Genomic DNA, 25,804 nt, shown 5'->3' with positions numbered 1-25,804 from the left:
TCTCCAGGGCGATTGTCGGTGGTGAGGCTTAGGCTGGCCGGGTGTCCGATACGCCAAGTGCGCAGAAGAAACGGCAGGGTGGCGGGGCCGGAAGGGTGGCGGCCGCCGCGGATTCCGCTGTGAGCGAACAGGCTGCCCGCACGACCTCCACCAGCCGGACGCGGGCGGCGCGCAAGCCCGAGTCGCGGCTGGCCATGGTGCGCAGGGCCCGCCGGATCAACCGCGAGCTCGCCGAGCTGTACCCGTACGCCCATCCCGAGCTCGACTTCGAGAACCCCTTCCAGCTGCTCGTCGCCACCGTCCTCTCGGCCCAGACGACCGACCTGAGGGTCAACCAGACCACCCCCGCGCTGTTCGCCGCGTATCCGACGCCGGAGGAGATGGCCGCCGCCGACCCGGAGGAGCTCGAGCGGATCCTCCGCCCCACCGGCTTCTTCCGCGCCAAGGCGCGGGCGGTGCTCGGCCTGTCCGCCGCGCTGCGCGACACCTACGGCGGTGAGGTGCCCGGCCGGCTGGAGGACCTGGTCACGCTGCCCGGCGTGGGCCGCAAGACGGCCAACGTGGTGCTCGGCAACGCCTTCGGCGTCCCCGGCCTCACCGTGGACACCCACTTCCAGCGGCTCGTCCACCGCTTCGGCTGGACCAGCGCGAAGGAGCCCGAGAAGATCGAGCAGGACGTCATGGCGATCTTCCCGAAGAGCGAGTGGACGATGGTCTCGCACCGGCTGATCTTCCACGGCCGCCGGATGTGCCACGCCCGCCGCCCCGCCTGCGGCGTCTGCCCGATCGCCCCGCTGTGCCCGGCGTACGGCGAGGGCGAGACCGACCCGGAGAAGGCGAAGAAGCTGCTGAAGTACGAGCTGGCCGGCGGCCCGGGACAGCGGCTCAAGCCGCCGCCGGGGTTCCCGGGCAAGGCGGCGCCGCCGCTGGAGGTGGAGTGACGCAGGCACGACCCGACATCGAGGACGTCACCCTGGACCGCGAGGGGCTGCCGTCATGGCTGGCCCCGGTGGTCCGCGCGGTCGACGCCGTACGGCCCGAGCAGCTCAGCCGCTTCCTGCCGCCGCCGAACGGCGGCAGGCCCTCGGCCGTGCTCATCCTTCTCGGGGAGGGGGCCGAGGGGCCCGAACTCCTCCTGATGGAAAGGGCGGCGTCCCTGCGCTCCCACGCGGGGCAGCCCTCCTTCCCCGGCGGTGCGCTCGATCCCGAGGACGGCGACCCGGAGGGCGAGGGCCCGCTGCGGGCCGCGCTGCGCGAGGCGTGGGAGGAGACCGGCCTCGACCCGTCGGGGGTGCAGGTCTTCGGGGTGCTCCCGCGGCTCTACATCCCGGTGAGCGACTTCGTCGTGACACCGGTCCTCGGCTGGTGGCGTACGCCGTCCCCGGTAGGAGCGGTCGATCCGGCGGAGACCGCACGGGTGTTCACCGTCCCCGTGGCGGATCTCACCGATCCCGCCAACCGGGCCGTGGTGACCCATCCCAGCGGCCTCCAGGGGCCCGCCTTCCTGGTGCAGGGCGTCCTGGTGTGGGGTTTCACCGCGGGCCTGATCGACCGGATCCTGCACCACGCGGGCTGGGAACGACCCTGGGATCGCGCGAAGACGGTCCCGCTGGGTTGATCCTCCATGAGACGGTGTCCAGGTGAATGTGCTGGACATCGTGCTGCTGTTGGCCGCCGTGTGGTTCGCGATCGTGGGCTACCGCCAGGGATTCATCGTCGGCGTGATGTCGGTGGTCGGGTTCCTCGGCGGGGGTCTGGTCGCGGTCTACGTGCTGCCCGCGATCTGGAACGCGGTCACCGGCAGCGCCCAGCCCGGCACGGTGGCGGTGGTCGCCGCGGTGGTCCTGATCATCGTGTGCGCCTCGGTCGGCCAGGCCTTCACCACGCACCTCGGCAACAAGGTCCGTACGCACATCAGCTGGTCACCGGCCCGGGCCATCGACGCCGTCGGCGGCGCCCTGGTGAACGTCCTGGCGATGCTGCTGGTCGCCTGGCTCATCGGCTCCGCGCTCGCCACCACGACCACGCTGCCCAGCCTCGGCCGTGAGGTGCGCTCCTCCCGGGTGCTGCTGGGGGTGGCGCAGATCGTGCCGCGCGAGGCCGACAACTGGTTCGCCGACTTCAGTTCGGTGCTCGCGCAGAACGGACTGCCCCAGGTCTTCTCGCCGTTCGGCAACGAGCCCATCACCGCCGTCCCCGCCCCCGACCCGGCGCTCGCCGACAGCGCGGTCGTCGGCCGCGCGCGGCGCAGCATCGTCAAGGTCGTCGGCACGGCACCGAGCTGCGGCAAGGTGCTCGAGGGCACCGGCTTCGTGTTCGCCCCGCACCGGGTGATGACCAACGCCCACGTCGTCGGCGGCGTGGACAACCCGACCGTGCAGATCGGCGGCGAGGGCCGGGTGTACGACGGCAAGGTCGTGCTCTACGACTGGCAGCGCGACATCGCGGTCATCGACGTACCGTCCCTGGACGCGCCCGCGTTGTCCTTCAGCGGCACCGACGCCGACTCGCGCGACGACGCCATCGTCGCCGGCTTCCCGGAGAACGGCGGCTTCGACGTGCGTGCCGCCCGGGTGCGCGGGCGCATCCCGGCCTCGGGCCCGGACATCTACCACCGGGGCACCGTCGAGCGCGACGTCTACTCGCTGTACACGCTGGTCCGCCAGGGCAACTCCGGCGGACCGCTGCTCACCCCCGAGGGGAAGGTGTACGGCGTGGTGTTCGCCAAGTCCCTCGACGACGCGGACACCGGCTACGCCCTGACGGCGGACGAGGTCCAGCCGGACGTCCGGGCCGGGCGTACGGCGAGCCGGCAGGTCGACACCGAGGGCTGCGCTCTGTAGGTCCTGCGGGGAAACGGCCGGCCGGTGCCGGTCGGCCGTGTGCGGACAGCCGTGTGCAGCCGTGTGCGGTCGGCTGCGCGCGGTCAGTCGCGGGTATGCCTCAGCCGGGCGCCCACCCAGCGGGCGCGGCGCCTGAGGATGTGGGGAATGCCGAGTCGGGAGCCTCCGGACCCGTGGTCCGGGGCCTGCGTCCCGGTGGTGACCCGCGCCCTGTTGGCGCGGCGGTCGCGTGACACGTCACGGTAGTCGTGCGTCCAGCCCATACCGAGCTGTCTGCCCGGGCTCCATGGTCGGTAACCGCCTGCCGCTCCATCAGTTGGCCTATGCGCCCGGCATTTGGCTGATGGTCATACTGGATCAACGGTCCGGTTCGGGGTCCTTCAGCCAGTTGACCAGTTCGGCGGAGAACGCCGCCGGGTCCTCCTCGTGGGGGAAGTGCCCCAGCCCGTCGAAGAGCCGCCAGCGGTACGGCGCCTCCACGTACTCGCCGCTGCCCGCGGCGTGCCGGGCCCGCATCGCCGGGTCGAGCGAACCGTGCAGGTGCAGCGTGGGCACGCGCACCGGACGCTTCATGCGACGGTTGAACTGGAAGCCGTCCACCCGGGCCAGCGAGCGCACCATCCAGCGGTACGGCTCGATCGAGCAGTGCGCCGTCGAGGGGATGAGCATCGCCCTGCGGTAGGCGTCCACCGTCTCGTCCTCGGGCAGCCGGGGCCCCGACCAGTCCCGCAATAGCCGTCCCACCAGCGCCGCGTCGTCCGCGACGAGTTGCCGCTCCGGGATGAACGGGCGCTGGAACCCCCACACATAGCCGCCGGCCGCGCTGTGCCGCAGGTCCGTCAGCATCGCCGAGCGCCAGCGCCGCGGATGCGGCATGGAGCACACCGCGAGCCGCCGGACGAGCTTGGGCCGCATCGCGGCCGCCGTCCAGGCCAGGTAGCCGCCGAGGTCGTGCCCGACCAGCGCGGCGTCCGGTTCCCCGAGCGAGCGGATCACGCCGGTGACGTCGAGCGCCAGGTTGGCCGGGTCGTAGCCGCGGGGCGTGCGGTCGCTGCCGCCCACCCCGCGCAGGTCCATGGCGACGGCACGGAAGCCCGCCTCGGCCAGCGCGGTCAGCTGGTGCCGCCAGGTCCACCAGAACTGGGGGAAGCCGTGCAGCAGCAGCACCAGGGGGCCGTCGCCGAGCTCGGCGATGTGGAAGCGGGCACCGTTCGCGGCGACGTCCCGGTGGGTCCAGGGTCCGTCGACGCGCACCGGGGAACTCTCAGCGACCGTCATGCCCCGAGCGTGTCACACCTTGGCCTCCACCGTGGCCCCCGATCCGTTGGAGGAGGCGCTGCGCGGGTGCGGCTTGACCCCCTGCAGCACCGCCGCGGTCTCCTTCGCCGAGGCGATGCTGCGCTCCGGCTTCTTGATCTTCTTGAACTTCGAGCGAGCCATCAGGCCCAGCAGGCCCGCCAGCACCAGGTAGGCACCGCCGACGACGAGGAACGACCAGGCGAGGCCCAGCCCCAGGTTGTGGATGCCGTACGCCGCCGCGAAGCTGAGCACCGGCAGCGAGAAGAGCGCCAGGATGCCGGCCGCTCCCACCGCTCCGCCGCCGATGCCGGCGCGCTTGACGTCCTGCCTCAGCTCCGCCTTGGCGAGGGCGATCTCCTCGTGGACCAGCTCGGACAGGTCCGCCGTCGCCGAGGCGAAGAGCTGACCGAGGCTGCGGCTTCCGTTGGGGCTCACGGTCACCCCCACGTTCACGGGCTCGTCCGCTCGGCTCATCGGGTCCTCCGTCGTCGTCATGGTGCGTCAGTCGTCATCCGGGGCAAACGGGTTACCCCCCGATCATGCCCGACTCATCCTCGTCGCTGCCCCCGGAGCGCGCCACTTCCGCGAGCCTGCGGTGCTCGGCCGCCTTCGCCTCGTGGATCGCCGCCATGCGCAGGTGGAACTCGGGGTTCGCCCACTCGTAGACGTCCGGGACGCCGTCCCGGTCCTCGTCGCGCTCCTCGTCCTCGCACATCCGCCGGTACCGGTCGTTGCGGAGCTTGAGCAGCACCGCGGCGAGGACCGCGGAGGTGAACGAGCCGATCAGGACGGCCGCCTTGACCTCCTCGGTCAGCACCTGGTCGCCCTCGAAGGCCAGCTCGCCGATGAGCAGGGAGACCGTGAAGCCGATCCCCGCGAGCGTGGCGACGGCCAGGACGTCGGGCCAGGCCAGGTCGGGGTTGAGCTCCGCCCGGGTGAAGCGTGCCGCCAGCCAGGTGCCGCCGAAGACCCCGACCGCCTTGCCGACGACCAGCCCCAGCACCACGCCCAGCGTCTCGGGACGGTGGAACACCTCGGCGACCGCGCTGCCGGCGATCGGCACCCCCGCGGAGAAGAGCGCGAACAGCGGCACCGCGAGTCCCGCCGAGAGCGGCCGTACGAGGTGCTCGATCCGCTCTCCGGGAGACCGCTCCTCGCCCTCCCGCCGGTGGCAGCGCAGCATCAGGCCCATCGCGACGCCCGCGATGGTGGCGTGCACGCCGCTGGCGTGCATGAGCGCCCAGTTGACCAGTGCGAGCGGCACGTACACGTACCACCCGCGCACCTCCTTGCGGAGCAGCAGCCGGAACAGGACGAGCCCGGCGACGGCCGACGCGAGCGCGGCGAAATTGATGCCCGAGGTGAAGAAGACCGCGATGATCAGGATCGCGAAGAGGTCGTCGACGACCGCCAGGGTCAGCAGGAACGCGCGCAGTGCGGAAGGCAACGCCGTGCCGAGTACGGCCAGCACCGCCAGGGCGAACGCGATGTCGGTCGCCGTCGGCACCGCCCAGCCCTGCAGGGAACCCCCGCCGACGGTGTTGACCACCGTGTACACGACCGCCGGCACGGCCATGCCGCAGACTGCGGCGATGACGGGGAGCGCCGCCGCCGAGGGACGGCGCAGCTCACCTACCGCCAGTTCCCGTTTGAGCTCGATGCCCGCGACGAAGAAGAAGACCGTCAGCAGTCCGTCCGCGCCCCAGTGCCCCACCGACAGGTCCAGATGGAGCGAGGAGGGCCCGAAGGTGAAGGCGACGGTGGACCGGTAGGCGTCGCCCAGCGGGCTGTTCGCCCAGACCAGCGCCGCGACGGCGGCCACCAGCAGCAGCATGCCGCCCACCGTCTCCGTCCGCAGCGCGTCGGCGACGAAGTTCCGTTCCGGGAGGGGCATCCGGCCCAGGAAGACGGAACGGCGGCGGTTGGTCGCGATCACGGGGGGTGGACCTCCGGTCGGGTTCGGCATGGCTGATCACCTTGCCGACCAGACTTCCCGGCACACCCCGATGCACTGTCGCGTTCCTTACGCGTTCAGCAGTTTACCGGCTCGGCGCCGGAGCCTCCGGCGTTCTTCACATTACGGACGATCGCCGGGCACCGCAGGGGCGTCCGCAGGGGCGTCCCGCACCGCCGTGAAACGGCGAAGAGGCCCCCGTGGGGGCCTCTTCGGTGCGGTGGCGGGGGCCGCCGTCAGTCCTCGCTCGCGGCGGTCGGGAGCTTGGTCTGGATGAGGTCCATGACCGTGGAGTCGGTCAGGGTGGTGACGTCCCCCAGCTCCCGGTTCTCGGCGACGTCGCGCAGCAGACGCCGCATGATCTTGCCGGAGCGGGTCTTCGGCAGCTCGGCCACCGTGAGGATCCGCTTCGGCTTGGCGATCGGGCCGAGCGTCTTGGCGACGTGGTCGCGCAGCTCGGCGATCAGCTCCTCGCCGTCCTCGGCCGCGGCGGTGCCGCGCAGGATCACGAAGGCGACGATGGCCTGGCCGGTGGTGGCGTCGGTGGCGCCGACCACGGCCGCCTCGGCGACCTTCGGGTGCGAGACGAGGGCCGACTCGACCTCGGTGGTGGAGATGTTGTGGCCCGAGACGAGCATGACGTCGTCCACCCGGCCCAGCAGCCAGATGTCGCCGTCCTCGTCCTTCTTGGCGCCGTCGCCGGCGAAGTAGCGGCCCTCGAAGCGGGACCAGTAGGTGTCCAGGTAGCGCTGGTCGTCGCCCCAGATGGTGCGGAGCATCGACGGCCACGGCTCGGTGAGGACGAGGTACCCGCCGGAGCCGTTGGGCACCTCGTTGGCCTCGTCGTCCACGACGGTGGCGGAGATGCCGGGCAGCGGGCGCTGCGCGGAGCCGGGCTTGGTCTCCGTCACGCCGGGCAGCGGGGAGATCATCATGGCGCCGGTCTCGGTCTGCCACCAGGTGTCCACGATCGGGCAGCGGCTGCCGCCGATGTGCTCGCGGTACCAGATCCACGCCTCGGGGTTGATCGGCTCGCCGACGCTGCCCAGGACGCGCAGCGAGGACAGGTCGAACTTGGCGGGGATGTCGTCGCCCCACTTCATGAAGGTGCGGATCGCCGTGGGGGCGGTGTAGAGGATCGTGACCCCGTACTTCTGGACGATCTCCCAGAAGCGGCCCTGGTGCGGGGTGTCGGGGGTGCCCTCGTACAGCACCTGGGTGGCGCCGTTGGCCAGCGGGCCGTACACGATGTACGAGTGGCCGGTGACCCAGCCGACGTCGGCGGTGCACCAGTAGACGTCGGTCTCCGGCTTCAGGTCGAAGACGGCGTTGTGGGTGTAGGCGGTCTGCGTCAGGTAGCCGCCCGAGGTGTGCAGGATGCCCTTGGGCTTACCGGTGGTGCCGGAGGTGTAGAGGATGAAGAGCGGGTGCTCCGCCTCGAAGGCCTCCGGGGCGTGCTCCGCGGACTGCCGCTCGACGATCTCGTGCCACCACACGTCCCGGCCCTCGGTCCACGCGACCTCCTGGCCGGTGCGCCGGACGACCAGCACCTTCTCCACGCCGGCGGAGCGGCCGACCGCGTCGTCCACGGCAGGCTTCAGGGCGGACGGCTTGCCGCGGCGGTAGCCGCCGTCCGCGGTGATGACCAGCTTGGCGTCGGCGTCGGCGATGCGCGCGGCCAGCGCGTCGGCGGAGAAGCCGCCGAAGACCACCGAGTGCGCGGCGCCGACGCGGGCGCAGGCCAGCATCGCCACGACGGTCTCGGGGATCATGGGCATGTAGACGGCGACCCGGTCGCCGGCCGTGACGCCCAGCTCGGTCAGGGCGTTCGCCGCGCGGCTCACCTCGTCCTTGAGCTCGGCGTAGGTGATGGCCCGGCCGTCACCGGGCTCGCCCTCGAAGTGGATCGCCACACGGTCGCCGTGGCCGGCCTCGACGTGCCGGTCGACGCAGTTGTAAGCGACGTTCAGGGTGCCGTCGGCGAACCACTTCGCGAACGGCGGGTTGGACCAGTCGAGGGTCTCGGTCGGCTCCTTCGCCCAGTTCAGCCGGCGGGCCTGCGCCGCCCAGAAGCCCAGTCGGTCGTCACCGGCCTGCTGGTAGGCCTCCGCGGTCACATTGGCACCGGCCGCCAGCTCGGCGGGCGGAGCGAACCGGCGCTCCTCCTTCAAAAGGTTGGCCAGGCTCTCGTTGCTCACGCCGTGCTCCTTCGCAGGGTGTCCTCTTGTGTCCCACGCCATAGCTCACCAGCCGGAGGGGCGGAATGACAAGGGTTCGCCGCAAATATTGGTTTAGACCTGTCGCGCTATGGCGCCCCCGTACGGGTCCGGCCCGCCGGCGGGTGCGCGGCGGGCCGGGAGGGTGGGCCGGTCGGGTGAGCCGCCGCTGCGGGCGGCCCGGTCAGACCGTGTCGAGCACTTCCGGCCGTACGGCGGCGAACGTGCCGCTCCCGGCGCCGAGGACGTAGGCCTGGGCCTCGGCGACGTGGAAGTACATCCCGTGCAGCTGCAACGATCCCTCGGCCACCCTGCGGGCGACGCAGGCGTGGGCCATCAGGTGGTCGAGCTGCTGCACCACGTTGACCAGGCAGAGCCGTTCGAGCTCGTCGGCCACCGGGCGGTCGGCGAGGGCGACCTCTCCGCGGCCGAGCCGGCCGATCCGCTCCAGCCGGGCGAGGCTCGGGCGGCCGTGGCGCAGCCAGCGGGCCAGCGGGGTCTGCGCCCCCGGCTCGTGGCCCGCCCCGCTGAGCAGCGCCTGCATCGCGCCGCACCCGGAGTGCCCGCACACCGTGATGCTGCCGACCTTCAGCACCTCCACCGCGTACTCGATCGCGGCGCCCACCGAGTCGCAGGAGGCGTCGGCGCCGGGCGGCGGCATCAGGTTGCCCACGTTGCGCACGGTGAACAGGTCACCGGGCCCGCTGGAGGTGATCATGCTCGTGACCAGGCGGGAGTCGGCGCAGGTGAGGAAGAGCTGGGTGGGCCGCTGCCCCTCGCGGGCGAGCCGCGCCAGTTCGTCCCTGACCAGGGGCGCGGTGTTGCGCTGGAAGGCGCTGAGCCCGCCCACCAGCTGCCCGGCGGCCCCCGCCTCCGTGCCCGGCTTGGTGCAGTGGTGGTTGCGCCACGGCGTCCAGGGGCGGCAGGCGTGCGCGCTGGAGGGGACCGCGATCGGTGTGCCCGACCGGCCCGTGAGGGTTGCCCAGCCGCCGCGTGCCCGGTGGCCGTCGCACCAGTGCTGCAGCGACTCGTAGGCGGCGTGGTCCATGAAGGAGCCGTCCAGGGTGATGACGGCGCTGGCGTCGTCCGGCACCTCCGCCAGCGCCCGGGTCAGCCGGGGCACCGCGAGGAAGGTCAACTGACCGCGTACGTGCACCTGGTGGACGCCGGACTCCTCGTTCACCGTGATCCGGGTGTGCGTCAGCCGACGCAGGGAGAGGAAGACGGCCACCGTGATGCCGGTCATCACCCCCTCCAGCACGCCGAGCAGCAGCACCGCGCCGAGCGTCGCCGCATAGACCGGGAACTCCCGGTGTCGCTGCACGTGTTTGATGTGCGCGAAGCTCACCATCTTCATCCCGACCACCATCACCAGGGCGGCGAGGGCGGCGAGCGGGATGTGCTCCAGCAGCCCCGCCAGCAGCCCGGCGCACAGCAGCACCCACACCCCGTGCAGCACCGTGGCCCGGCGCGTCCGCGCGCCCGCGGCCACGTTGGCCGAGCCGCGGATCGCGCCGCCGGCCACCGGCAGCCCGCCGAGCAGGCCGGAGAGCACGTTGGACGTGCCCTGCCCGAGCAACTCCTTGTTCAGGCGGGCCGGGACGGCGTCCCCGGGCGCACCGCGCCCGGAGCGCAGCTTGTCGATCGCGACCGCCGACAGCAGCGACTCCATGCTCGCGACGAGGGTGACGGTCAGGACGGCGGCCGCGATGCCGAGCACCGGTCCGTGCGGCAGCCCGGGCAGCGCCACCGCGTGCCAGGCGGGCAGGTCGACCCGCGGCACCACGATGGGGACGCCGACGGCGGTCGCAGCGGCGATGGCGGCGAGCGGCGCCGGGACCGTGCGCAGCGCCCTGCCGGCCCGTCCGGGAAGGCGCGGCCAGCCGACCAGTACGACCACCGTGACCGCCGCGATCAGCAGCGCGCCGGGGTGCGGGGACGACAACTGCTGGGGCAGGGCGGCCAGATTGGCGAGCGCCGAGCTGTCGGGGTTGGCGCCGAGCACGACATGGAGCTGGGCGAGCGCGATGGCGGCGCCGATGCCCGCCAGCATGCCGTGCACGATCGCCGGGCTGACGGCGAGCGCCGCCCTGGCCACCCTCAGGGTGCCCAGGGCGAGTTGGGCGAGCCCGGCCAGCACGGTGATGGCGCAGGTGGTGCGCCAGCCGTAGCGGTGGACGAGCTCGGCGGTGACCACCACCAGGCTGGTGGCGGCGCCGCTGACCTGGAGCGGCGCGCCGCCCATCAGGCCCACGACGATGCCGCCGACGGCGGCGGCGATCAGCCCCGACTGCAGCGGGGCGCCGGTGGCCAGGGCGATGCCCAGGGACAGCGGGACGGCGATCAGGAAGACGGTGATCGAGGCCGAGAGGTCGTGCCGCCAGACGGCGGTGTTCCCTTCCTCGGCCGCGGGCGGTGGGGGCAGATCCTGCGGTGGGGTCTGCGACTGCTGCGTCTGCGGTTCTGGCGTGGTGTGCATGTTCCCGTCTCCTCCGGGGCGGCGCGGCTGCGTCCGGCTGGTGCGCGTACGCGGTCGTGGTCACGGCTGTTGCGGCGGGTGCTGTCAACCTTGAAAGTAACGGAATGTGATTGCTTGATTACTCTCAAGAGTCGGTAAATGGAGAGTAATGCAGACAAAGGGCCCGTGGATCGGGATTCGCCCGAACGGGCGAACGATTACCCGGTGAGGGTGAACCGTTCGCCCAGGACGAAGCCGGGGTCGACCTGCGAGGCGAGGTCCGCGCCGGTCCGCGCGTTGCCCCAGCTCTCCGCGTTCTTGAGGTGGAAGTGGACCATCTGGCGGGTGTAGCGCTCCCAGTCCCGCCGCTCGTACGAGGCGTCCACGGCGTCGCGCATCGACCGCAGCGCCGCGCGGTTGGGCTCCTCCAGCTCCCCGAACCGCGGCGGCCGGCCCTTCTCCATGGCGCGGACCCAGTCCGAGTGCGCGACGGTGACCAGCAGGTCGTCACCGACGTGCGCGTGCAGGAAGTCCACGTCGTCCGGGCCCTGCACCTTGTTGCCGACGACGTGCAGGGCGACCCCGAAGTCCCGGGCGTACTCCTTGTACTGGCGGTAGACCGCCACTCCCTTCCGGGTCGGTTCGGCGACCAGGAACGTCATGTCGAAGCGGGTGAACATGCCGGAGGCGAAGGAGTCGCTGCCGGCCGTCATGTCGACGACGACGTACTCCCCGCGGCCGTCGACCAGGTGGTTGAGGAACAGCTCCACCGCCCCGACCTTGGAGTGGTAGCAGGCCACGCCCAGGTCGGACTCCTGGAAGGGACCGGTGACCATCAGCCGCGCCTCGCCGACGTCGAGCGCGACGGGCCGGGCGCAGGCGGCGTAGACCGGGTTGTCCCCGGTGATCCGCAGCAGGCGGGAGCCCTCGCCGGGCGGGGTGGTCTTGATCATCGTCTCCGCGGAGGCGATCCGCGGGTTGACGCCGCGCAGGTACTCCTTGATCTGCGGGAGGTGGGCGCCCATCGCCGGGAGGGCGGCGGCCTCCTCCTCGTCGAGGCCGAGCGCCGGGCCGAGGTGCTGGTTGATGTCGGCGTCGACGGCCACGACGGGGACGTGGGCGGCTGCCAGGTGACGGATGAAGAGGGAGGACAGCGTGGTCTTGCCGCTGCCGCCCTTTCCGACGAAAGCGATCTTCATGTTCGTTAAGCGTAGTGACGGCGCCGCCCTCCCGCGGCCTCCGGCGCGGGAGTTCACCCGTCGGTGGACATCGGGGTGGCTCGGGGCACGCCTGCGGGCCCGTTTTCGGACCTCCGGGCGGGGGCCCCGGCCAGGCCGCGCGGGCGCGCGCGGTGCGCGTGACGATGCCCACTCGCCCACCGGCGCCCCGGCGGGGGTGCGTAGGGTCGTGGGTATGGGTACGACAGCTGATCCGCTCGCCGTCCTCGGTTCGCTCCCCGGTGTCACCGAGTCGGTGGACTCCGTACGAAAGGCCGTGGACCGGGTCTACGGGCACCGGGTGATGCGCCGCCGCTCCGAAGAGGTGTCCTCGGAGGCGGCGCTGCGCGGCGCCCGCGGCTCCGCGGCGCTCGCCGGGGCCGACTGGGCGCTGGAAGAGGTGCGCAGGCGCAGCGACTTCTCCTCCGACGAGGAGTCGCGCGCGGTGGGCGCCGCGCTGCGGCTCACCGCCGAGTCCGGCCAGTTGCTCTCCGTCTGGCGGCAGTCGCCGCTGCAGGCGCTGGCCCGGCTGCACCTGGTCGCGGCCGGCGGCATCTCGCCGGACGAGACGGTCGGCCGCCCGCGGCAGGCGGGCGAGAAGGTCGAGGAGCCGCTCCTGGACGTCGCCGAATTCCCGCTGCCCGAACCGGCGGAGGTCGTCGCGCGGCTCGACGGGCTCGCCGGCCTGCTGCTGTCGGGCAGTGAGGCGCCGGCGCTGGTCGTCGCCGCGGTCGTGCACGGCGAACTGCTGTGCCTGCGGCCGTTCGGCTCGTACAACGGTCTCGTGGCGCGTGCCGCGCAGCGCGTCGTCCTCGTCGGGAGCGGTCTGGACCCCAAGTCCATCTGTCCGGCGGAGGTCGGCCACGCCGAACTCGGGCGCGCGGACCACCTGAAGGCGCTGCGGGGCTACGCCTCCGGCACCCCCCAGGGCATGGCGGCCTGGATCACGCACTGTGGGCAGGCCGTGGGCCTGGGCGTACGGGAGAGCGTGGCGGTCTGCGAGGCCCTGCAGCGCGGCGCCGCCTAGGACGCCGGGCGGGCGCCGCCCGCAGGCTCCGCGGGATCCGTGGGCACGGCGGCGCGGGGTGCCTGAACACAAAGATGCGGCGGCACCTCGCGGGTGCCGCCGCTGGCATGACCGTCGGGTTACCAGGCGTGCACGATGTTCGCCCATCAGGTCGGGAACTTTGCCCGTCACCTGGTGCGGCCGGCCCGGTCAGCGGGTCTGCGTCGCGTGGGTTCCCAGCTGTCATGCTCGGTCCGTGGGGCCTGATTCGACGGGGTTCCTCGCGGAAGTCCGTGGTCTCGCGGGCCGTAAGACCTTTGTACTGCACCTTCGGGAGAACCGGAACCCCTCGCCGCGGTTCTTTGCATACCGGGCCAGGTTGGTGCCTTCTCCTCGAAAGGTGCAATCGGGTTCACATCAGGACAGGACGAGCCTGCGCCGCCGCGCCGCGTACCAGACCAGGCCCGCCGTGGCGGCGGCGGCGCCGACCGCGGCCAGCGCCAGGACCGGCCCCGAGGGCATCGTGAGCGCGGGCACCCGCTGGTGCAGCCGGACCGGCCGGCTGAAGGTGAGCGTCGGCCATTCGCGTGACGCCGCCTCCCTGCGCAGCCCGCGGTCGGGGTTGACCGCGTACGGGTGACCGACGGACTCGAGCATCGGGACGTCGGTCACCGAGTCGCTGTAGGCGAAGGAGCGCTTGAGGTCGTAGCCCTCGGCCTCCGCGAGCTCGGTGATGGCCCGGGCCTTGGCGGGGCCGTAGACGTAGTGCTCGATCCGGCCGGTGTAGCAGCCGTCCTCGACGGCCATCCGGGTGGCGATGACGTGGTCCGCGCCGAGCATCTCGCCGATGGGCTCCACGACCTCCGCACCCGAGGCGCTGACGATGACGACGTCGCGGCCGGCCAGGTGGTGCTCCTCGATGAGAGAGGCGGCCTCGTCGTAGATGATCGGGTCGATGAGGTCGTGGAGGGTCTCGGCCACGATCTCCCGCACCTGCTGCACGTTCCAGCCGCGGCACATGTCGGAGAGGTACTTTCGCATCCCCTCCATCTGGTCGTGGTCCGCGCCGCCGAGCAGATAGACGAACTGGGCGTACGCGGTCCGCAGCACGGTGCGCCGGTTGATGAGGCCGCCTTGGTAGAACGGCCGGCTGAACGCCAAGGTGCTCGACTTGGCGATCACCGTCTTGTCGAGATCGAAGAACGCGGCGGTGCGCGGCGACAGGTGGTTTTCCACGAGGACGAGCATAGGGACCCACCATTCGGCGTAAGCTCCTGCGCGTGGGTTTGCCTGAGAAGGCCTTCGGGTACACCATGGAAGTCACGGATCGTTCGCGACCGTGCTAACCCGGTCTGGCTCCTCCCCCCCCGAGTCGGACCGTGGGGACGACCCCCGCTCTCCCCCCCGGCGGGGGTCGTCGCATGTCCGGGGGCATTTTCAGGCCTTGAGTCCGAACGCGCCCGGCATGTGAACGGCCCCCCGCGGTTTCCGCGGGGGGCCGGTTCTCTTTCCCGCGCGACTACGTTGAGTGACGGATCACATTCGTTGTGCTGTGCGGTGGAAGCCACTCGTGCGGGTGGCGGAGATATCCACAACGGCCTGGTTATCCACTGATTCCCACCAAGATCATCAAGTTTCGGCGACTCGCGAGACTCTGGCGGCAAATGCCGCGCCGGAGATGTGTCCGGTGCATGTGCCGGATACCGACGGCACGGGCCGGAACGAGCGAGGGGGCGTCGTGGTCGCCGAATCATTCAACGGTGAAACAAATGGAACGCGTGAAGGGCGGGTGTCCGCGCGGGCACCGGGACGGCCGCGCGGAAAGGACGATCAGGGCGGCGGCCCGCTCATCGTCACCGAGGACGGGGCCCTCCTGGACGACCTGCTGCGGCTGTGCGCCGCGGCGGGCGCGGAACCGGAGGTCGCCTTCGGGGTCCCGCCGGCGCCGGGCAGCTGGGAGGCCGCGCCGCTGGTGCTGGTCGGGGCCGCGGACACCCGCCGCGTGCCGGGTACGGCGCGCCGCCGCCGGGGCGTGCTCCTCGTCGGCCGGGATCTGGACGATCCCGACGTGTGGCGCCGCGCCGTGGACGTCGGCGCCGAGCACGTCGCCTTCCTGCCCGACGCCGAGACATGGCTGGCCGACCGCATCGCCGACGTCGCGGAGGGCGCCGGCGAGCCGGCCCTGACGATCGGGGTCGTCGGCGGCCGAGGCGGCGCGGGGGCCAGCACCCTGGCCTGCGCGATGGCCGTCACGGCCGCCCGCTCCGGGCGCCGCACGATGCTCGTCGACGCGGATCCGCTCGGCGGCGGGCTGGATGTGCTGCTCGGGGCCGAACGGGTGGGCGGACTGCGCTGGCCCGACCTCGCCGAGTCCCGGGGCCGGGTCAGCAGCGGGGCGCTGGAGGAGTCGCTGCCCCGGACGCACGCCCTGAGCGTCCTCAGCTGGGACCGCGGCGACACCGTCGTCATCCCGCCGCAGGCCATGCGGTCGGTGATGGGCGCCGCCCGGCGGCGCGGCGGGGTGGTGGTCGTCGACCTGCCGCGCCGGATGGACGAGGCGGTGGCCGAGGCGCTCGCCCAGATCGACGTGGGCCTGCTGGTCGTCCCCGCCGAACTGCGCGCGGTCGCGGCCGCCGGCCGGGTCGCGTCCCGGATGGCCATGGTGCTGCGGGATCTGCGGGTCGTCGCCCGGGGCCCCTTCGGCTCGGGGCTCACCGACGAGGCGCTCGCCGAGCTGGTCGGGCTCCCGCTCGCCGGCGAGCTGCCGCCCGAGCCGGGCCTGCCCGCCGCCCTGGACGGCGGCGAGGCGCCGGGCGGCAGCGGCCGGGGCCCGTTGTCCGGGTTCTGCTCGGCGTTCCTCACGGCGGCGCTGTCCGGCGGCGGGAGCGTGGCCGCATGAGCGCCGACGCCATGACCCCCGCCCTGCTCGACGCCGTACGTCTGCGGCTGGCCGCCTCCGGCGACGAGCCCACCCCGGCCGGCGTGGCCGCCGCGCTGCGGGCCCAGGGCCGGCTGCTCGGCGACACCGAGGTGCTCGACGTGGTGGCCGCGCTGCGCTCGGAGATGGTCGGCACCGGGCCCCTGGAGGGCCTGCTCGCCGAACCGGAGGTCACCGATGTGCTGGTGAACGGGCCCGACGAGGTGTGGGCCGACCGGGGCGCCGGGCTGGAGCGCACCGAGGTGCGGTTCGCGGACGCGTCGGCCGTGCGCAGGCTCGCCCAGCGGCTGGCCTCCGCGGCCGGCCGCCGGCTGGACGACGCCCGGCCCTGGGTGGACGCCCGGCTCCCGGACGGCACCCGGCTGCACGCGGTGCTGCCACCGGTGGTGGTCGGCGCTCCGTGCCTTTCCCTGCGGGTGGTCCGCACCCGTGCCTTCACCCTGGACGAACTGGTGGCCGCGGGCAGCATGGACGGCGGCACGGCCGCCCTCCTGCGGGCCGTGCTGGACGCCCGCCTGTCGTACCTGGTCTCCGGCGGCACGGGCTCCGGCAAGACGACGTTGCTGAGCTGCCTGCTCGGCCTCGTCCCGCCGGGCGAGCGCATCGTCCTCGCCGAGGACTCCGCCGAGCTGCGGCCGCGCCATCCGCACGTCGTCCGGCTGGAGACCCGGCCCGCCAACCAGGAGGGCGCCGGCCTGGTCACCCTGCGGGACCTCGTGCGGCAGGCGCTGCGCATGCGTCCGGACCGGCTGGTGGTCGGCGAGGTGAGGGGGCCGGAGGTCCTCGACCTCCTGGGAGCGCTCAACACGGGCCACGAGGGCGGCTGCGGCACGGTCCACGCCAATGCCGCGGCTGATGTGCCCGCCCGCCTGGAGGCGCTGGGCGCCGTGGCGGGCCTGGACCGGGCCGCACTGCACAGCCAGTTGGCCGCCGCCCTGTCGGTGGTGGTGCATCTGGTGCGGGACCGCTCGGGCCGGCGCCGGGTCGCCGAGATCCACGTCCTGGAGCGCGGCCCCGACGGGATCGTCGGCACGGTCCCGGCCCTGTGCGGCGGTGAACGCGGCCCCGGGTGGGACCGGTTGGCCGCGCTCTGCGAGAGGGGGCGGCCGTGAACGCCGTCGTGGTCCTCGCCGCTCTGTGCGCGGGCGCCGCCGCGTGGGCGATGTGCGCACGGGACGAAGTCCTGCGCAGGGCACGGACGTTGCTGAGTGGCGCCTCAGGGGCCCGTGGGGCGCCTGGTGCACTCCTGGGGCCCGGAGGCCTCGAAAGCCGCCTCAACGGGCTGCTGGAGCCGTTCCGGGTGCGGTTCGGCTGGCGACTCGGCCGCGAAGTGCTGTTCCTTCCGGGCGGGTTGGTCGTGGCCCTGGCCGCCGGATCGCTGCTTCCGGTCCTGCTCGGAGCGGCCGCCGTGCCGCTCGCCGGGCGGTGGCTGCGCGGGCGGGAACGGCGTGCCGAGGCGGAACGGCGGGCCGTGGCGGTGGGCGCGTTGTGCGCTGCGGTCGCCGGCGATCTGCGGGCCGGACTGGCCCCGCCCGCCGCGCTGGCCGGTGCGCTCGGCCGTGAGGGCTGGGCGGAGCACCCCGGACTGTCGGACGCCGCGCTGCCGCTGCTGGCCGCCGCCCGTTTCGGCGGTGACGTGTCGGCGGCATTGCGGGCGGCCGCCCGGCCGGCGGGCGCCGAGGGGCTCTCCGGTGTGGCCGCGTGCTGGCAGGTGGCCGTGGACGGCGGCGCGGGACTCGCGGACGGCCTGGACCGGATCGCGGCCGCCCTGCGCGCCGAACGCGACCAGCGCGAGGACCTGCGGGCCCAGTTGGCGGCGCCCCGTTCCACCGTGGCGCTGCTGGCCCTGCTGCCCGCCTTCGGGCTGGTCCTGGGCACCGGGCTGGGCGCGGATCCGCTCGGTACCTTGCTGCGCACACCCGCCGGGCTCGGCTGCCTGGCCGCCGGCGGGCTCCTGGAATGGGCGGGGCTCGCCTGGACCGCCCGCATCGTCCGCGGTGCGGAGGGCGGGTCATGAACGGCGAGGCCGTCCACAGGCTGGGGATTGTCGTGGCGTCCGTGGCCGCCGCCGTCTGTGCGGCTGCTGCCCTCGCCGCCGCACGGAGGGAGCGCGCCGCGCGGCGCAGGCTCCGGCTGCTCATGAGGGCGGCGCCACCGCCCTGGCGGCTCCGCCGATGGCCGGGCGCGGCCTCCGTCCGCACCTGGACGCCGGTCGCCGGGGTCGCCCTGGGCGTGTTCGCCCTGATCGGCGGTGTCCCCGGCGCGGCGGCCGGGCTCGGCGCCGCGTGGGCGATGCGCCGCCGGCAGCGGCGGCCCCGGCCCACGCAGCCCGGGGACCAGACCCGTGCCGCGCACCAACTGCCGCTGGCCGCGGATCTGATGGCCGCCTGCGTCGCCGCCGGGGCAGGGCCCCGCGAGGCCGCGGAGGCCGTCGGGCCGTCCCTCGGCGGGCCGCTCGGGGAGGCGCTCACCCGCGCCGCCGCCGAACTCCGGCTGGGCGGCGACCCCGCGCAGTGCTGGGGCCGGCTGGACCGGCTCGGCTGCCGGGAGCTCGCCCGGTGCCTGGAACGCGCGACCACGACGGGAGTGCCGCCGGTCGAGGAGATCGCGCGTCTCGCCGCCGGGTGCCGGGCCGAACACGCCCGTTTCGGGGCGGCACGCGCGCGCCGCGCCGGAGTGCTGATCACCGCCCCGCTGGGGCTGTGCTTCCTGCCGGCCTTCCTCCTCGTGGGGGTCGCGCCGGTGGTGATGGGGCTGGCGGGGGCGATCCTCGCCGGCACGACCAACTGAAGGGGGATCCCATGCGAGTCATGCGTTGTCTGAGGAAACTGAGCCGCCGGTGCCGCACCGGCGAGCGCGGGATGACCACGGCCGAGTACGCCGTGGGCACGCTGGCGGCCTGCGGTTTCGCGGCCGTGCTCTACAAGGTCGTCACCTCGGGCGCGGTCAGCTCCGCGCTCTCCGGGCTCATCAAGCGGGCCCTCGATGTGGCGTTCTGAACGCCGCCGTGACGCGGGCTACGTCACGGCCGAGGCCGCGGTGGTCATCCCGTCGCTGGTGTTCCTCACGGCGCTCCTGCTGTGGGGGATCGCCGCGGCGGCCGCGCAGATCCGCTGCGTCGACGCCGCGCGGGCCGGAGCCCGCGCGGCGGCCCGCGAGGAGCCCGACGCCGCGGTGCTGAGCGCGGCGCGCACAGCGGCGCCCGCCGGGGCCGCCGTCTCGGTCCACCGGGGCGGCGACCTGGTCCGGGTCACGGTGGAGGCCCGTTCCCTGTCCCTGACCCTCCGCGGCGAGGCGGTCGCCGCCGCGGAGGGGCCGGCGAAGGGGTCGGGGGAGGGGCCGTGAGCCGGCGAAGGGGCGACCGGGGCTCCGCGACGGTCTGGACGGCCCTCCTGGGGGCGCTGCTGGCGCTGGCCGCCTGCACCGTGCTGGCGTTCGGCGCCGCCGTCGCCGCACGTCACCGCGCCGGGGCCGCCGCGGACCTCGCGGCGCTGGCCGCCGCCGACCACGCCCTGCGGGGCAGCGCCGAGGCCTGCGCCGTGGCCGGGCGGGTGGCCGCGGCCCAGCGGGCCCGGCTGGTGCGCTGCGCGGTCACCGGTGAGGTCGCCGACGTCACGGCCGCGGTCGGGCCCGCCCGGGTCCGCTCCCGGGCGGGGCCTCAGGACTCCGGATCGGGGGCGGGCGCCGACGAAGGTCCGGGCTCCGAAGGGCCCTCCGTCGCGAGGAGCACGTCGAGCAGACGGACCGCGGCCTGCTTGTCCAGCGGGTCGTTGCCGTTGCCGCACTTGGGCGACTGCACACAGGACGGACAGCCGAATTCGCACTCGCAGGAGGCGATCGCCTCGCGGGTGGCGGTGAGCCAGCTCCGGGCGGTCCGGAAGGCCCGTTCCGCGAAGCCCGCGCCACCGGGATGGCCGTCGTACACGAAGACGGTCGGCAGCCCGGTGTCCTGGTGGAGCGGCACGGAGACGCCGCCGATGTCCCAGCGGTCGCAGGTGGCGAAGAGCGGGAGGAGGCCGATGGAGGCGTGCTCGGCGGCGTGGAGGGCGCCGGGCAGCTCCTCGGGGTGGATCTGCGCGGCGTCGAGCTGATCGTCGGTGACCGTCCACCACACGGCGCGGGTGCGCAGGGTGCGGGGTGGCAGGTCCAGCTTGGTCTCGCCCATCACCTCGTTGGTGATCAGTCGGCGGCGGAGGAAGGAGACGACCTGATGGGTGACCTCGACGGAGCCGAAGTGGAGGCGGGCCTCGCCCCACTCCTCCACCAGGTCCTCATCGAGCACGGAGATCGCCGTGGTGTCGCGGGCCATCGTCGAATACGGCGGGTCGGCCTGCTCCACGAGCGCGACGGAGTCCTCCAGGTCCAGGTGCCGGACGAGGTAGGTGCGGCCCTGGTGCAGGTGGACCGCGCCCTCGTGGACGGCGGTGTGCGCGGCGCCCGCGTCGACGGTGCCGAGCAGGCGCCCCGTCCCGGCCTCGACCACCTGGACGGGCTTGCCCCCCTCGCCGCGGATGTCGGTGAGGTCGGCCGCCCGCTCGCGCCGCGTCCAGTACCAGCCGCCGGAACGCCGCCTCAGCAGCCCGCGGCGCTCCAGCTGGGGCAGCAGCATCGCGGTCTCCGGTCCGAAGAGCTCGAGGTCCTCCTCGCCCAGCGGCAGCTCGGCCGCGGCGGCGCACAGGTGCGGCGCGAGGACGTACGGGTTGTCGGGGTCCAGCACCGTGGACTCCACCGGACGGCGGAAGAGGGCGTCCGGGTGGTGCACGAGGTACGTGTCCAGCGGGTCGTCGCGGGCGATGAGCACCGCCAGCGCCCCCTGACCCGACCGCCCCGCGCGACCCGCCTGCTGCCACAGGGAGGCCCTCGTGCCCGGGTACCCGGCCAGGAGGACGGCGTCGAGCCCGGAGACGTCCACACCCAGCTCCAGGGCCGTTGTGGAGGCCAGTCCGAGGAGCCGCCCGGTGTGCAGGTCGCGCTCGATCGCCCGGCGCTCCTGGGGCAGGTAGCCGCCGCGGTAGGCCGCGACCCGGCGGGTCAGCCGGCGGTCGATCTCGCCGAGGCGTTCCTGCGCGATGAGGGAGATCAGCTCGGCGGCCCGCCGGGAGCGCACGAAGGCCACCGTGCGGGTGCCGTCGAGCACCAGGTCCGTCAGCAGGTCGGCGGCCTCGGCGGTGGCCGTGCGGCGCACCGGGGCGCCGTGCTCCCCGCTGAGCTCGGTGAGCGGGGGCTCCCACAGGGCGAAGGCGACCTCGCCGCGGGGGGAGGCGTCCTCGGTGACCTCGGCGACGGGCACGCCGGTCAGCCGGGTCGCGGTCGCGCCCGGGTCGGCGGCGGTCGCGGAGGCGAGGAGGAAGACGGGATCGGCGCCGTAGCGGGCGCAGACACGCCGCAGCCTGCGTATGACCTGGGCGACGTGGGAGCCGAAGACGCCCCGGTAGGTGTGGCACTCGTCGATCACGACGTAGCGGAGCTGCCGGAGGAAGGAGGACCACCGCGAATGGCCCGGCAGGACACCCAGATGGAGCATGTCGGGGTTGGTGAGCACGTACGTGGCGTACTGGCGGACCCACTCGCGCTCCTCGAACGGCGTGTCGCCGTCGTAGACGGCCGCGCGGACCGCCTTGCCCAGCGGGGCGGCGAGCTCGGCCACGGCACGCCGCTGGTCGGCCGCCAGGGCCTTGGTGGGCGCGAGGTAGAGCGCGGTGGCGCCCCGGCCGTTCGGCGCCTCGGAACCGTCCACGAGGGCGCTGAGGACCGGCACGAGGTACGCCAGGGACTTGCCGGAGGCCGTCCCCGTGGCGACCACCGCGGAGGTGCCGGCGAGGGCGTGGGCGGCCACTTCGGCCTGGTGTTCCCACGGCCGTTCGATGCCGCACGCGCGGACCGCGTCGATCACCTCCGGGCGGATCTGATCAGGCCAATCGGCATGGCGACCCGCCCGTGGGGGCAAGTGCTCCGTATGGGTGATGCGCGCGGCCCTGCCCGCCCCCGTGGCAAGCCGCTCCAGGAGGGCGACGGGGGAGGTGCGGCCGTGCGCCGACTGCGGAAGATGATCCTGAGCCATCGGCACTCAGTGTGTCACTGGCATGACGGACAATCGCCGTAAGGCGTCGTGCATGCCCGCTGGTAAGTGATTGAATGCCATCGCGGCTGCCGATCCATGGGGGGCGACCGCTCGATGCAAGGTGCTGGAGGATCCGTGGACCTGTCCCTGTCGACTCGAACCGTCGGCGACCGTACGGTCGTCGAGGTCGGCGGCGAGATTGATGTGTACACCGCACCCAAGCTGCGCGAGCAGCTGGTGGAACTCGTGAACGACGGTAGCTACCACCTGGTCGTGGACATGGAAGGCGTGGACTTCCTGGACTCGACCGGACTGGGCGTGCTGGTCGGCGGGCTCAAGCGGGTTCGCGCGCATGAAGGCTCGCTGCGCCTGGTGTGCAACCAGGAGCGCATTCTCAAGATTTTCCGTATCACCGGCCTGACCAAGGTGTTCCCCATCCACACCTCGGTCGACGAGGCCGTCGCGGCGACCGATTGACGTTCGGCGCCGGACCGCGGGGCTCCGGGCGACGCCGACGCCCGGGCCCCTGTGTTGCCCGCCCACAGGCACGAGGGGGAGGCCATGCCCACCGTAGAACTGCTCTTCAGCGCACTGCCGGAGCACGTCCGCACCGCACGACTGGTGGCGGCTGCGGTGGCCCGCAGGGCAGGGGTGGACGAGGCCGTCCTCGACGAGGTCCGGCTCGCCGTCGGTGAGGCGTGCAGCCGGGCCGTCGGCCTGTACCGCAGCAGCGGTGCGGACCGCCCGGTCCGGGTGGTGCTGACCGAGGAGGAGAAGAAGTTCTCCATCGAGGTCGGCGACAAGTCCCCCGAGGCGGACGACCGCCCCGCGGACGCCGCCAGTGTGCCCTCGGCGCGCGGCGACAGCCCCGCCGAACACCCCGAGCCGCTTCCCGACGGCTCGTCGTCCTCGTCCGACTCCTCCGAGGCGGAGGACGAGGGCCAGATGGGTCTGGCGGTCATCAGTGGCCTCGTCGACGACGTCGAGGTCTTCTCGGGAGAGTACGGCGATGTCATCCGGATGAGCTGGCCGCTGAACCCGGCCGCGCTCTCCTAGCCGCCCCGCCCCCCTCACGCGCTCCCGCCGAGCAGCCTGCGAGCTTCCGCCGCAGGTCAGCTCGACGTGCCCGCGTTCACCCGGTGGTTGATCCACTTACACGGTGACTGTTCACCTTTTCCGGTGATATCTGTGGGCGATCTCCTTTGCTATATCCCCGGCATCGGCGAATTTCGTTTCCTGCGCCCTGTTTTGATCTAGTTCGGCTCCCTACAATCCGTCCATCTTTGCTCAGCCCACAAGCCTGAGCGTCGCGGCGGCTAAGTCGCCGGAGCCGCGCGCCCACGTGCCAAACGTCAAGGAGGACGAATGGCGGGGCCACTCACCCCTCACCTGCAGGACATCGCTCAACCCCTGGCCGCATCACCCGTACTGACGGACGGCAACCGCAATCTCGTGCTCGTCATCGCCGCCGTGGCGCTGGCCGCACTCGTGCTCGCCGTGGTGCTGGTACGTCAAGTGCTCAGTGCCGACGAGGGCACCGACAGCATGAAGAAGATCGCGGCTGCCGTGCAGGAAGGCGCGAACGCCTACCTCGCACGGCAGTTCCGCACGCTGGGAGTCTTCGCGGTCGTCGCGTTCTTCCTGCTCATGCTGCTGCCCGCGGACACCACGTCGCAGCGCATCGGCCGAAGCGTGTTCTTCCTGGTGGGCGCCGGATTCTCGGCGGTCACCGGCTACATCGGCATGTGGCTGGCGGTGCGCAGCAACGTTCGCGTGGCCGCTGCCGCACGAGCCGCGACCCCGGCGCAGGGTGAGCCCGCGGCCGACCTGACGACCGTCTCGCACCACGCGATGAAGATCGCCTTCCGCACCGGTGGTGTGGTCGGCATGTTCACGGTGGGCCTGGGTCTGCTGGGCGCCTCCGTCGTCGTGCTGGTCTACAAGGCCGACGCGCCCAAGGTGCTGGAGGGCTTCGGTTTCGGTGCGGCGCTGCTCGCCATGTTCATGCGTGTCGGCGGCGGCATCTTCACCAAGGCCGCGGACGTCGGCGCCGACCTGGTCGGCAAGGTCGAGCAGGGCATCCCCGAGGACGACCCGCGCAACGCCGCCACCATCGCGGACAACGTCGGCGACAACGTCGGCGACTGCGCCGGCATGGCGGCCGACCTGTTCGAGTCCTACGCCGTCACCCTGGTGGCCGCGCTGATCCTCGGCAAGGTCGCCTTCGGCGACTCCGGCCTGGCCTTCCCGCTGCTGATCCCGGCGATCGGCGTGCTCACCGCGATGGTCGGCATCTTCGCGGTGGCCCCCCGCCGCAAGGACCGCAGCGGCATGACCGCCATCAACCGCGGCTTCTTCATCTCCGCGGTGATCTCGCTGGCGATGGTGGCCGTCGCGGCGTTCGCGTACCTGCCCTCGACGTACGCGGAGCTGGCCAACGTGCCGGGCGACATCGCGTCGCACGGCGGTGACCCGCGCATCCTCGCGCTGGTCGCCGTCGCCATCGGCATCGTGCTGGCGGCGCTCATCCAGCAGCTCACCGGCTACTTCACCGAGACCAGCCGGCGTCCGGTGCGCGACATCGGCAAGACCTCGTTGACCGGTCCCGCCACGGTGGTCCTGTCCGGCATCTCCGTCGGCCTGGAGTCCGCGGTGTACTCGGCCGTCCTCATCGGCCTCTCCGTATACGGCGCCTTCCTGCTCGGCGGCGCCTCGATCTGGCTCGCCCTGTTCGCGGTGGCGCTGGCCGGCACCGGCCTGCTCACCACCGTCGGCGTGATCGTCGCCATGGACACCTTCGGTCCGGTGTCCGACAACGCGCAGGGCATCGCCGAGATGTCCGGCGACGTGCACGGCGAGGGCGCCCAGGTGCTCACCGACCTCGACGCGGTCGGCAACACCACCAAGGCGATCACCAAGGGCATCGCCATCGCGACCGCCGTGCTCGCGGCGACCGCGCTTTTCGGCTCCTTCAAGGAGGCCGTCGACACCGCGGTGCGGGAGGCGAACATCTCCGCCGGCGACCTCAGGTGGCTGGACCTGGACATCTCCCAGCCCAACAACCTGGTCGGCCTGCTGCTCGGTGCGGCCGTCGTCTTCCTCTTCTCCGGACTGGCCATCAACGCGGTCTCCCGGTCCGCGGGGGCGGTGGTCTTCGAGGTGCGCCGGCAGTTCCGCGAGCGGCCCGGGATCATGGACTACACCGAGAAGCCCGAGTACGGGCGCGTCGTCGACATCTGCACCAAGGACGCGCTGCGCGAGCTGGCCACCCCCGGTCTGCTCGCCGTGCTCGCCCCGATCGCCGTGGGCTTCACGTTCGGCATCGGCGCGCTGGGCTCGTACCTCGCCGGGGCCATCGGCGCGGGCACCCTCATGGCGGTCTTCCTGGCGAACTCCGGCGGCGCCTGGGACAACGCCAAGAAGCTCGTCGAGGACGGCCACCACGGCGGCAAGGGCAGCGAGGCCCATGCCGCCACCGTCATCGGCGACACCGTCGGCGACCCCTTCAAGGACACCGCGGGTCCGGCCATCAACCCGCTGCTCAAGGTCATGAACCTGGTGGCGCTGCTGGTCGCCCCCGCGGTGGTCCAGTTCTCCTACGGTGACGACGCCAACCTCGGTGTGCGGATCGGCGCCGCTGCCGTGGCGATCCTGGTCATCGTGGTCGCCGTCTACATCTCCAAGCGCCGCGGCATCGCGGTCGAGGAGGACGAGGGCGTCGACACCGGCCAGGACGACGGCCAGAGCACCAAGCGGTCGGCCGACCCGAACGCCACGGCCACGGTCTGACGTAGTGTGAGCTCATCCGGATA

At 73.0% G+C, this 25,804-nt stretch carries 22 protein-coding genes and 1 pseudogene; 14 read left to right on the top strand and 9 right to left on the bottom strand.

The genetic code is table 11. The features are described 5' to 3' along the window. Positions 1-119: 119 nt before the first annotated feature. Genes nth through ACFZAU_RS09035 form a run of 3 tightly spaced genes read left to right on the top strand, consistent with a single transcriptional unit; the run spans position 120 to position 2,843 of the window. On the top strand, positions 120-941 hold the full coding sequence (gene nth / locus ACFZAU_RS09045; RefSeq protein ID WP_500551637.1) for an endonuclease III: 822 nt from the start codon (positions 120-122) through the stop codon (positions 939-941). Beyond that, the gene (locus ACFZAU_RS09040) at positions 938-1,618 is read left to right on the top strand and encodes an NUDIX hydrolase (RefSeq protein ID WP_500551636.1); all 681 of its coding nucleotides are present in this window, start codon (positions 938-940) and stop codon (positions 1,616-1,618) included. Before nth ends, ACFZAU_RS09040 begins: the two co-directional genes overlap by 4 nt. 22 nt (positions 1,619-1,640) lie before the next feature. Then, the gene (locus ACFZAU_RS09035; RefSeq protein ID WP_499604958.1) at positions 1,641-2,843 is read left to right on the top strand and encodes a MarP family serine protease; all 1,203 of its coding nucleotides are present in this window, start codon (positions 1,641-1,643) and stop codon (positions 2,841-2,843) included. Between the two features lie 83 nt (positions 2,844-2,926). Here ACFZAU_RS09035 and ACFZAU_RS09030 read toward each other — a convergent pair whose 3' ends face one another. The 7 genes from ACFZAU_RS09030 to ACFZAU_RS09000 form a co-directional block, all read right to left on the bottom strand. After that, the gene (locus tag ACFZAU_RS09030) at positions 2,927-3,106 is read right to left on the bottom strand and encodes a hypothetical protein (RefSeq protein WP_499604960.1); all 180 of its coding nucleotides are present in this window, start codon (positions 3,104-3,106) and stop codon (positions 2,927-2,929) included. 94 nt (positions 3,107-3,200) lie between these two features. Beyond that, a complete protein-coding gene (locus ACFZAU_RS09025) occupies positions 3,201-4,121 on the bottom strand; it encodes an alpha/beta fold hydrolase (RefSeq protein WP_500460617.1) in 921 nt (306 codons plus the stop codon). 12 nt (positions 4,122-4,133) lie between these two features. Next, complete coding sequence (locus ACFZAU_RS09020) at positions 4,134-4,616, bottom strand: phage holin family protein (RefSeq protein WP_500551635.1); 483 nt, start codon at positions 4,614-4,616, stop codon at positions 4,134-4,136. A 52-nt stretch (positions 4,617-4,668) separates the two neighbouring features. Further along, positions 4,669-6,108 (bottom strand): Na+/H+ antiporter NhaA, encoded by a 1,440-nt coding sequence (gene nhaA, locus ACFZAU_RS09015; RefSeq protein WP_500551634.1) that lies wholly within the window; start codon positions 6,106-6,108, stop codon positions 4,669-4,671. A 224-nt stretch (positions 6,109-6,332) separates the two neighbouring features. Continuing rightward, the gene (acs, locus tag ACFZAU_RS09010; RefSeq protein WP_499604967.1) at positions 6,333-8,294 is read right to left on the bottom strand and encodes an acetate--CoA ligase; all 1,962 of its coding nucleotides are present in this window, start codon (positions 8,292-8,294) and stop codon (positions 6,333-6,335) included. 202 nt (positions 8,295-8,496) lie between these two features. Next, positions 8,497-10,791, bottom strand: a complete 2,295-nt coding sequence (locus ACFZAU_RS09005) for a SulP family inorganic anion transporter (RefSeq protein WP_500551633.1) — start codon at positions 10,789-10,791, stop codon at positions 8,497-8,499. A gap of 197 nt (positions 10,792-10,988) precedes the next feature. Continuing rightward, a complete protein-coding gene (locus ACFZAU_RS09000) occupies positions 10,989-11,969 on the bottom strand; it encodes an ATP-binding protein (protein ID WP_500551632.1) in 981 nt (326 codons plus the stop codon). A 214-nt stretch (positions 11,970-12,183) separates the two neighbouring features. Here ACFZAU_RS09000 and ACFZAU_RS08995 point away from each other — a divergent pair, with 214 nt between their 5' ends. After that, positions 12,184-13,014 carry a Fic family protein gene (locus ACFZAU_RS08995; protein ID WP_500551631.1) on the top strand — a complete coding sequence of 277 codons (831 nt, stop codon included), beginning with the start codon at positions 12,184-12,186 and terminating at the stop codon, positions 13,012-13,014. 396 nt (positions 13,015-13,410) lie between these two features. Here the strand turns inward: ACFZAU_RS08995 and ACFZAU_RS08990 are convergent, their stop codons facing one another. Next, on the bottom strand, positions 13,411-14,241 hold the full coding sequence (locus ACFZAU_RS08990; RefSeq protein WP_499604974.1) for an HAD family hydrolase: 831 nt from the start codon (positions 14,239-14,241) through the stop codon (positions 13,411-13,413). A gap of 541 nt (positions 14,242-14,782) precedes the next feature. On the opposite strand from ACFZAU_RS08990, the gene ssd reads away from it, so the two are divergent. The 7 genes and pseudogenes from ssd to ACFZAU_RS08955 all read left to right on the top strand — a co-directional run. Then, positions 14,783-15,892, top strand: coding sequence for a septum site-determining protein Ssd (gene ssd / locus ACFZAU_RS08985; RefSeq protein WP_500551630.1), 1,110 nt, complete (start codon positions 14,783-14,785; stop codon positions 15,890-15,892). Continuing rightward, positions 15,889-17,043, top strand: a complete 1,155-nt coding sequence (locus tag ACFZAU_RS08980) for a TadA family conjugal transfer-associated ATPase (RefSeq protein ID WP_500551629.1) — start codon at positions 15,889-15,891, stop codon at positions 17,041-17,043. The genes ssd and ACFZAU_RS08980 overlap by 4 nt, the downstream gene beginning before the upstream one ends. 50 nt (positions 17,044-17,093) lie before the next feature. Beyond that, positions 17,094-17,948 (top strand): type II secretion system F family protein, encoded by an 855-nt coding sequence (locus tag ACFZAU_RS08975; RefSeq protein ID WP_500552069.1) that lies wholly within the window; start codon positions 17,094-17,096, stop codon positions 17,946-17,948. After that, complete coding sequence (locus tag ACFZAU_RS08970; protein ID WP_500551628.1) at positions 17,945-18,721, top strand: type II secretion system F family protein; 777 nt, start codon at positions 17,945-17,947, stop codon at positions 18,719-18,721. Before ACFZAU_RS08975 ends, ACFZAU_RS08970 begins: the two co-directional genes overlap by 4 nt. 11 nt (positions 18,722-18,732) lie before the next feature. Continuing rightward, positions 18,733-18,930, top strand: coding sequence for a DUF4244 domain-containing protein (locus ACFZAU_RS08965; RefSeq protein ID WP_499604982.1), 198 nt, complete (start codon positions 18,733-18,735; stop codon positions 18,928-18,930). Beyond that, complete coding sequence (locus tag ACFZAU_RS08960; protein WP_500551627.1) at positions 18,917-19,276, top strand: TadE family type IV pilus minor pilin; 360 nt, start codon at positions 18,917-18,919, stop codon at positions 19,274-19,276. Before ACFZAU_RS08965 ends, ACFZAU_RS08960 begins: the two co-directional genes overlap by 14 nt. Then, positions 19,273-19,554 (top strand): annotated as a pseudogene (locus ACFZAU_RS08955) (Rv3654c family TadE-like protein); the annotation flags it as partial. The gene ACFZAU_RS08960 and the pseudogene ACFZAU_RS08955, both read left to right, overlap by 4 nt. Before the next feature lie 35 nt (positions 19,555-19,589). On the opposite strand, the gene ACFZAU_RS08950 reads toward ACFZAU_RS08955, so the two are convergent. Next, the gene (locus tag ACFZAU_RS08950) at positions 19,590-21,992 is read right to left on the bottom strand and encodes a DEAD/DEAH box helicase (RefSeq protein WP_500551626.1); all 2,403 of its coding nucleotides are present in this window, start codon (positions 21,990-21,992) and stop codon (positions 19,590-19,592) included. A 135-nt stretch (positions 21,993-22,127) separates the two neighbouring features. On the opposite strand from ACFZAU_RS08950, the gene bldG reads away from it, so the two are divergent. The 3 genes from bldG to ACFZAU_RS08935 all read left to right on the top strand — a co-directional run bounded on the left by bldG (position 22,128) and on the right by ACFZAU_RS08935 (position 25,781). After that, positions 22,128-22,469 carry an anti-sigma factor antagonist BldG gene (gene bldG / locus ACFZAU_RS08945; protein ID WP_018562186.1) on the top strand — a complete coding sequence of 114 codons (342 nt, stop codon included), beginning with the start codon at positions 22,128-22,130 and terminating at the stop codon, positions 22,467-22,469. A gap of 84 nt (positions 22,470-22,553) precedes the next feature. Then, the gene (locus tag ACFZAU_RS08940) at positions 22,554-23,048 is read left to right on the top strand and encodes an ATP-binding protein (protein ID WP_499604988.1); all 495 of its coding nucleotides are present in this window, start codon (positions 22,554-22,556) and stop codon (positions 23,046-23,048) included. Between the two features lie 309 nt (positions 23,049-23,357). Further along, positions 23,358-25,781, top strand: a complete 2,424-nt coding sequence (locus tag ACFZAU_RS08935) for a sodium-translocating pyrophosphatase (RefSeq protein WP_499604990.1) — start codon at positions 23,358-23,360, stop codon at positions 25,779-25,781. Positions 25,782-25,804 lie beyond the last annotated feature (23 nt).

Origin of the sequence: Streptomyces sp. NPDC008238, from assembly GCF_042956445.1 — a bacterium.
In the GTDB taxonomy this organism is placed as follows: Bacteria; Actinomycetota; Actinomycetes; order Streptomycetales; family Streptomycetaceae; genus Actinacidiphila.
Note: the sequence above shows the minus strand (reverse complement) of the source record. Positions and strands in the feature narration are given on the sequence as shown.

Coding starts and splice junctions, on each gene's coding strand:
- ACFZAU_RS09030 (WP_499604960.1), bottom strand. CDS start 3,106: ATGGGCTGGACGCACGACTACCGTGACGTGTCACGCGACCGCCGCGCC.
- ACFZAU_RS09025 (WP_500460617.1), bottom strand. CDS start 4,121: ATGACGGTCGCTGAGAGTTCCCCGGTGCGCGTCGACGGACCCTGGACC.
- ACFZAU_RS09020 (WP_500551635.1), bottom strand. CDS start 4,616: ATGAGCCGAGCGGACGAGCCCGTGAACGTGGGGGTGACCGTGAGCCCC.
- nhaA (WP_500551634.1), bottom strand. CDS start 6,108: ATGCCGAACCCGACCGGAGGTCCACCCCCCGTGATCGCGACCAACCGC.
- ACFZAU_RS09005 (WP_500551633.1), bottom strand. CDS start 10,791: ATGCACACCACGCCAGAACCGCAGACGCAGCAGTCGCAGACCCCACCG.
- ACFZAU_RS09000 (WP_500551632.1), bottom strand. CDS start 11,969: ATGAAGATCGCTTTCGTCGGAAAGGGCGGCAGCGGCAAGACCACGCTG.
- ACFZAU_RS08995 (WP_500551631.1), top strand. CDS start 12,184: ATGGGTACGACAGCTGATCCGCTCGCCGTCCTCGGTTCGCTCCCCGGT.
- ACFZAU_RS08990 (WP_499604974.1), bottom strand. CDS start 14,241: ATGCTCGTCCTCGTGGAAAACCACCTGTCGCCGCGCACCGCCGCGTTC.
- ACFZAU_RS08980 (WP_500551629.1), top strand. CDS start 15,889: ATGAGCGCCGACGCCATGACCCCCGCCCTGCTCGACGCCGTACGTCTG.
- ACFZAU_RS08975 (WP_500552069.1), top strand. CDS start 17,094: ATGTGCGCACGGGACGAAGTCCTGCGCAGGGCACGGACGTTGCTGAGT.
- ACFZAU_RS08970 (WP_500551628.1), top strand. CDS start 17,945: ATGAACGGCGAGGCCGTCCACAGGCTGGGGATTGTCGTGGCGTCCGTG.
- ACFZAU_RS08965 (WP_499604982.1), top strand. CDS start 18,733: ATGCGAGTCATGCGTTGTCTGAGGAAACTGAGCCGCCGGTGCCGCACC.
- ACFZAU_RS08960 (WP_500551627.1), top strand. CDS start 18,917: ATGTGGCGTTCTGAACGCCGCCGTGACGCGGGCTACGTCACGGCCGAG.
- ACFZAU_RS08950 (WP_500551626.1), bottom strand. CDS start 21,992: ATGGCTCAGGATCATCTTCCGCAGTCGGCGCACGGCCGCACCTCCCCC.
- ACFZAU_RS08940 (WP_499604988.1), top strand. CDS start 22,554: ATGCCCACCGTAGAACTGCTCTTCAGCGCACTGCCGGAGCACGTCCGC.
- ACFZAU_RS08935 (WP_499604990.1), top strand. CDS start 23,358: ATGGCGGGGCCACTCACCCCTCACCTGCAGGACATCGCTCAACCCCTG.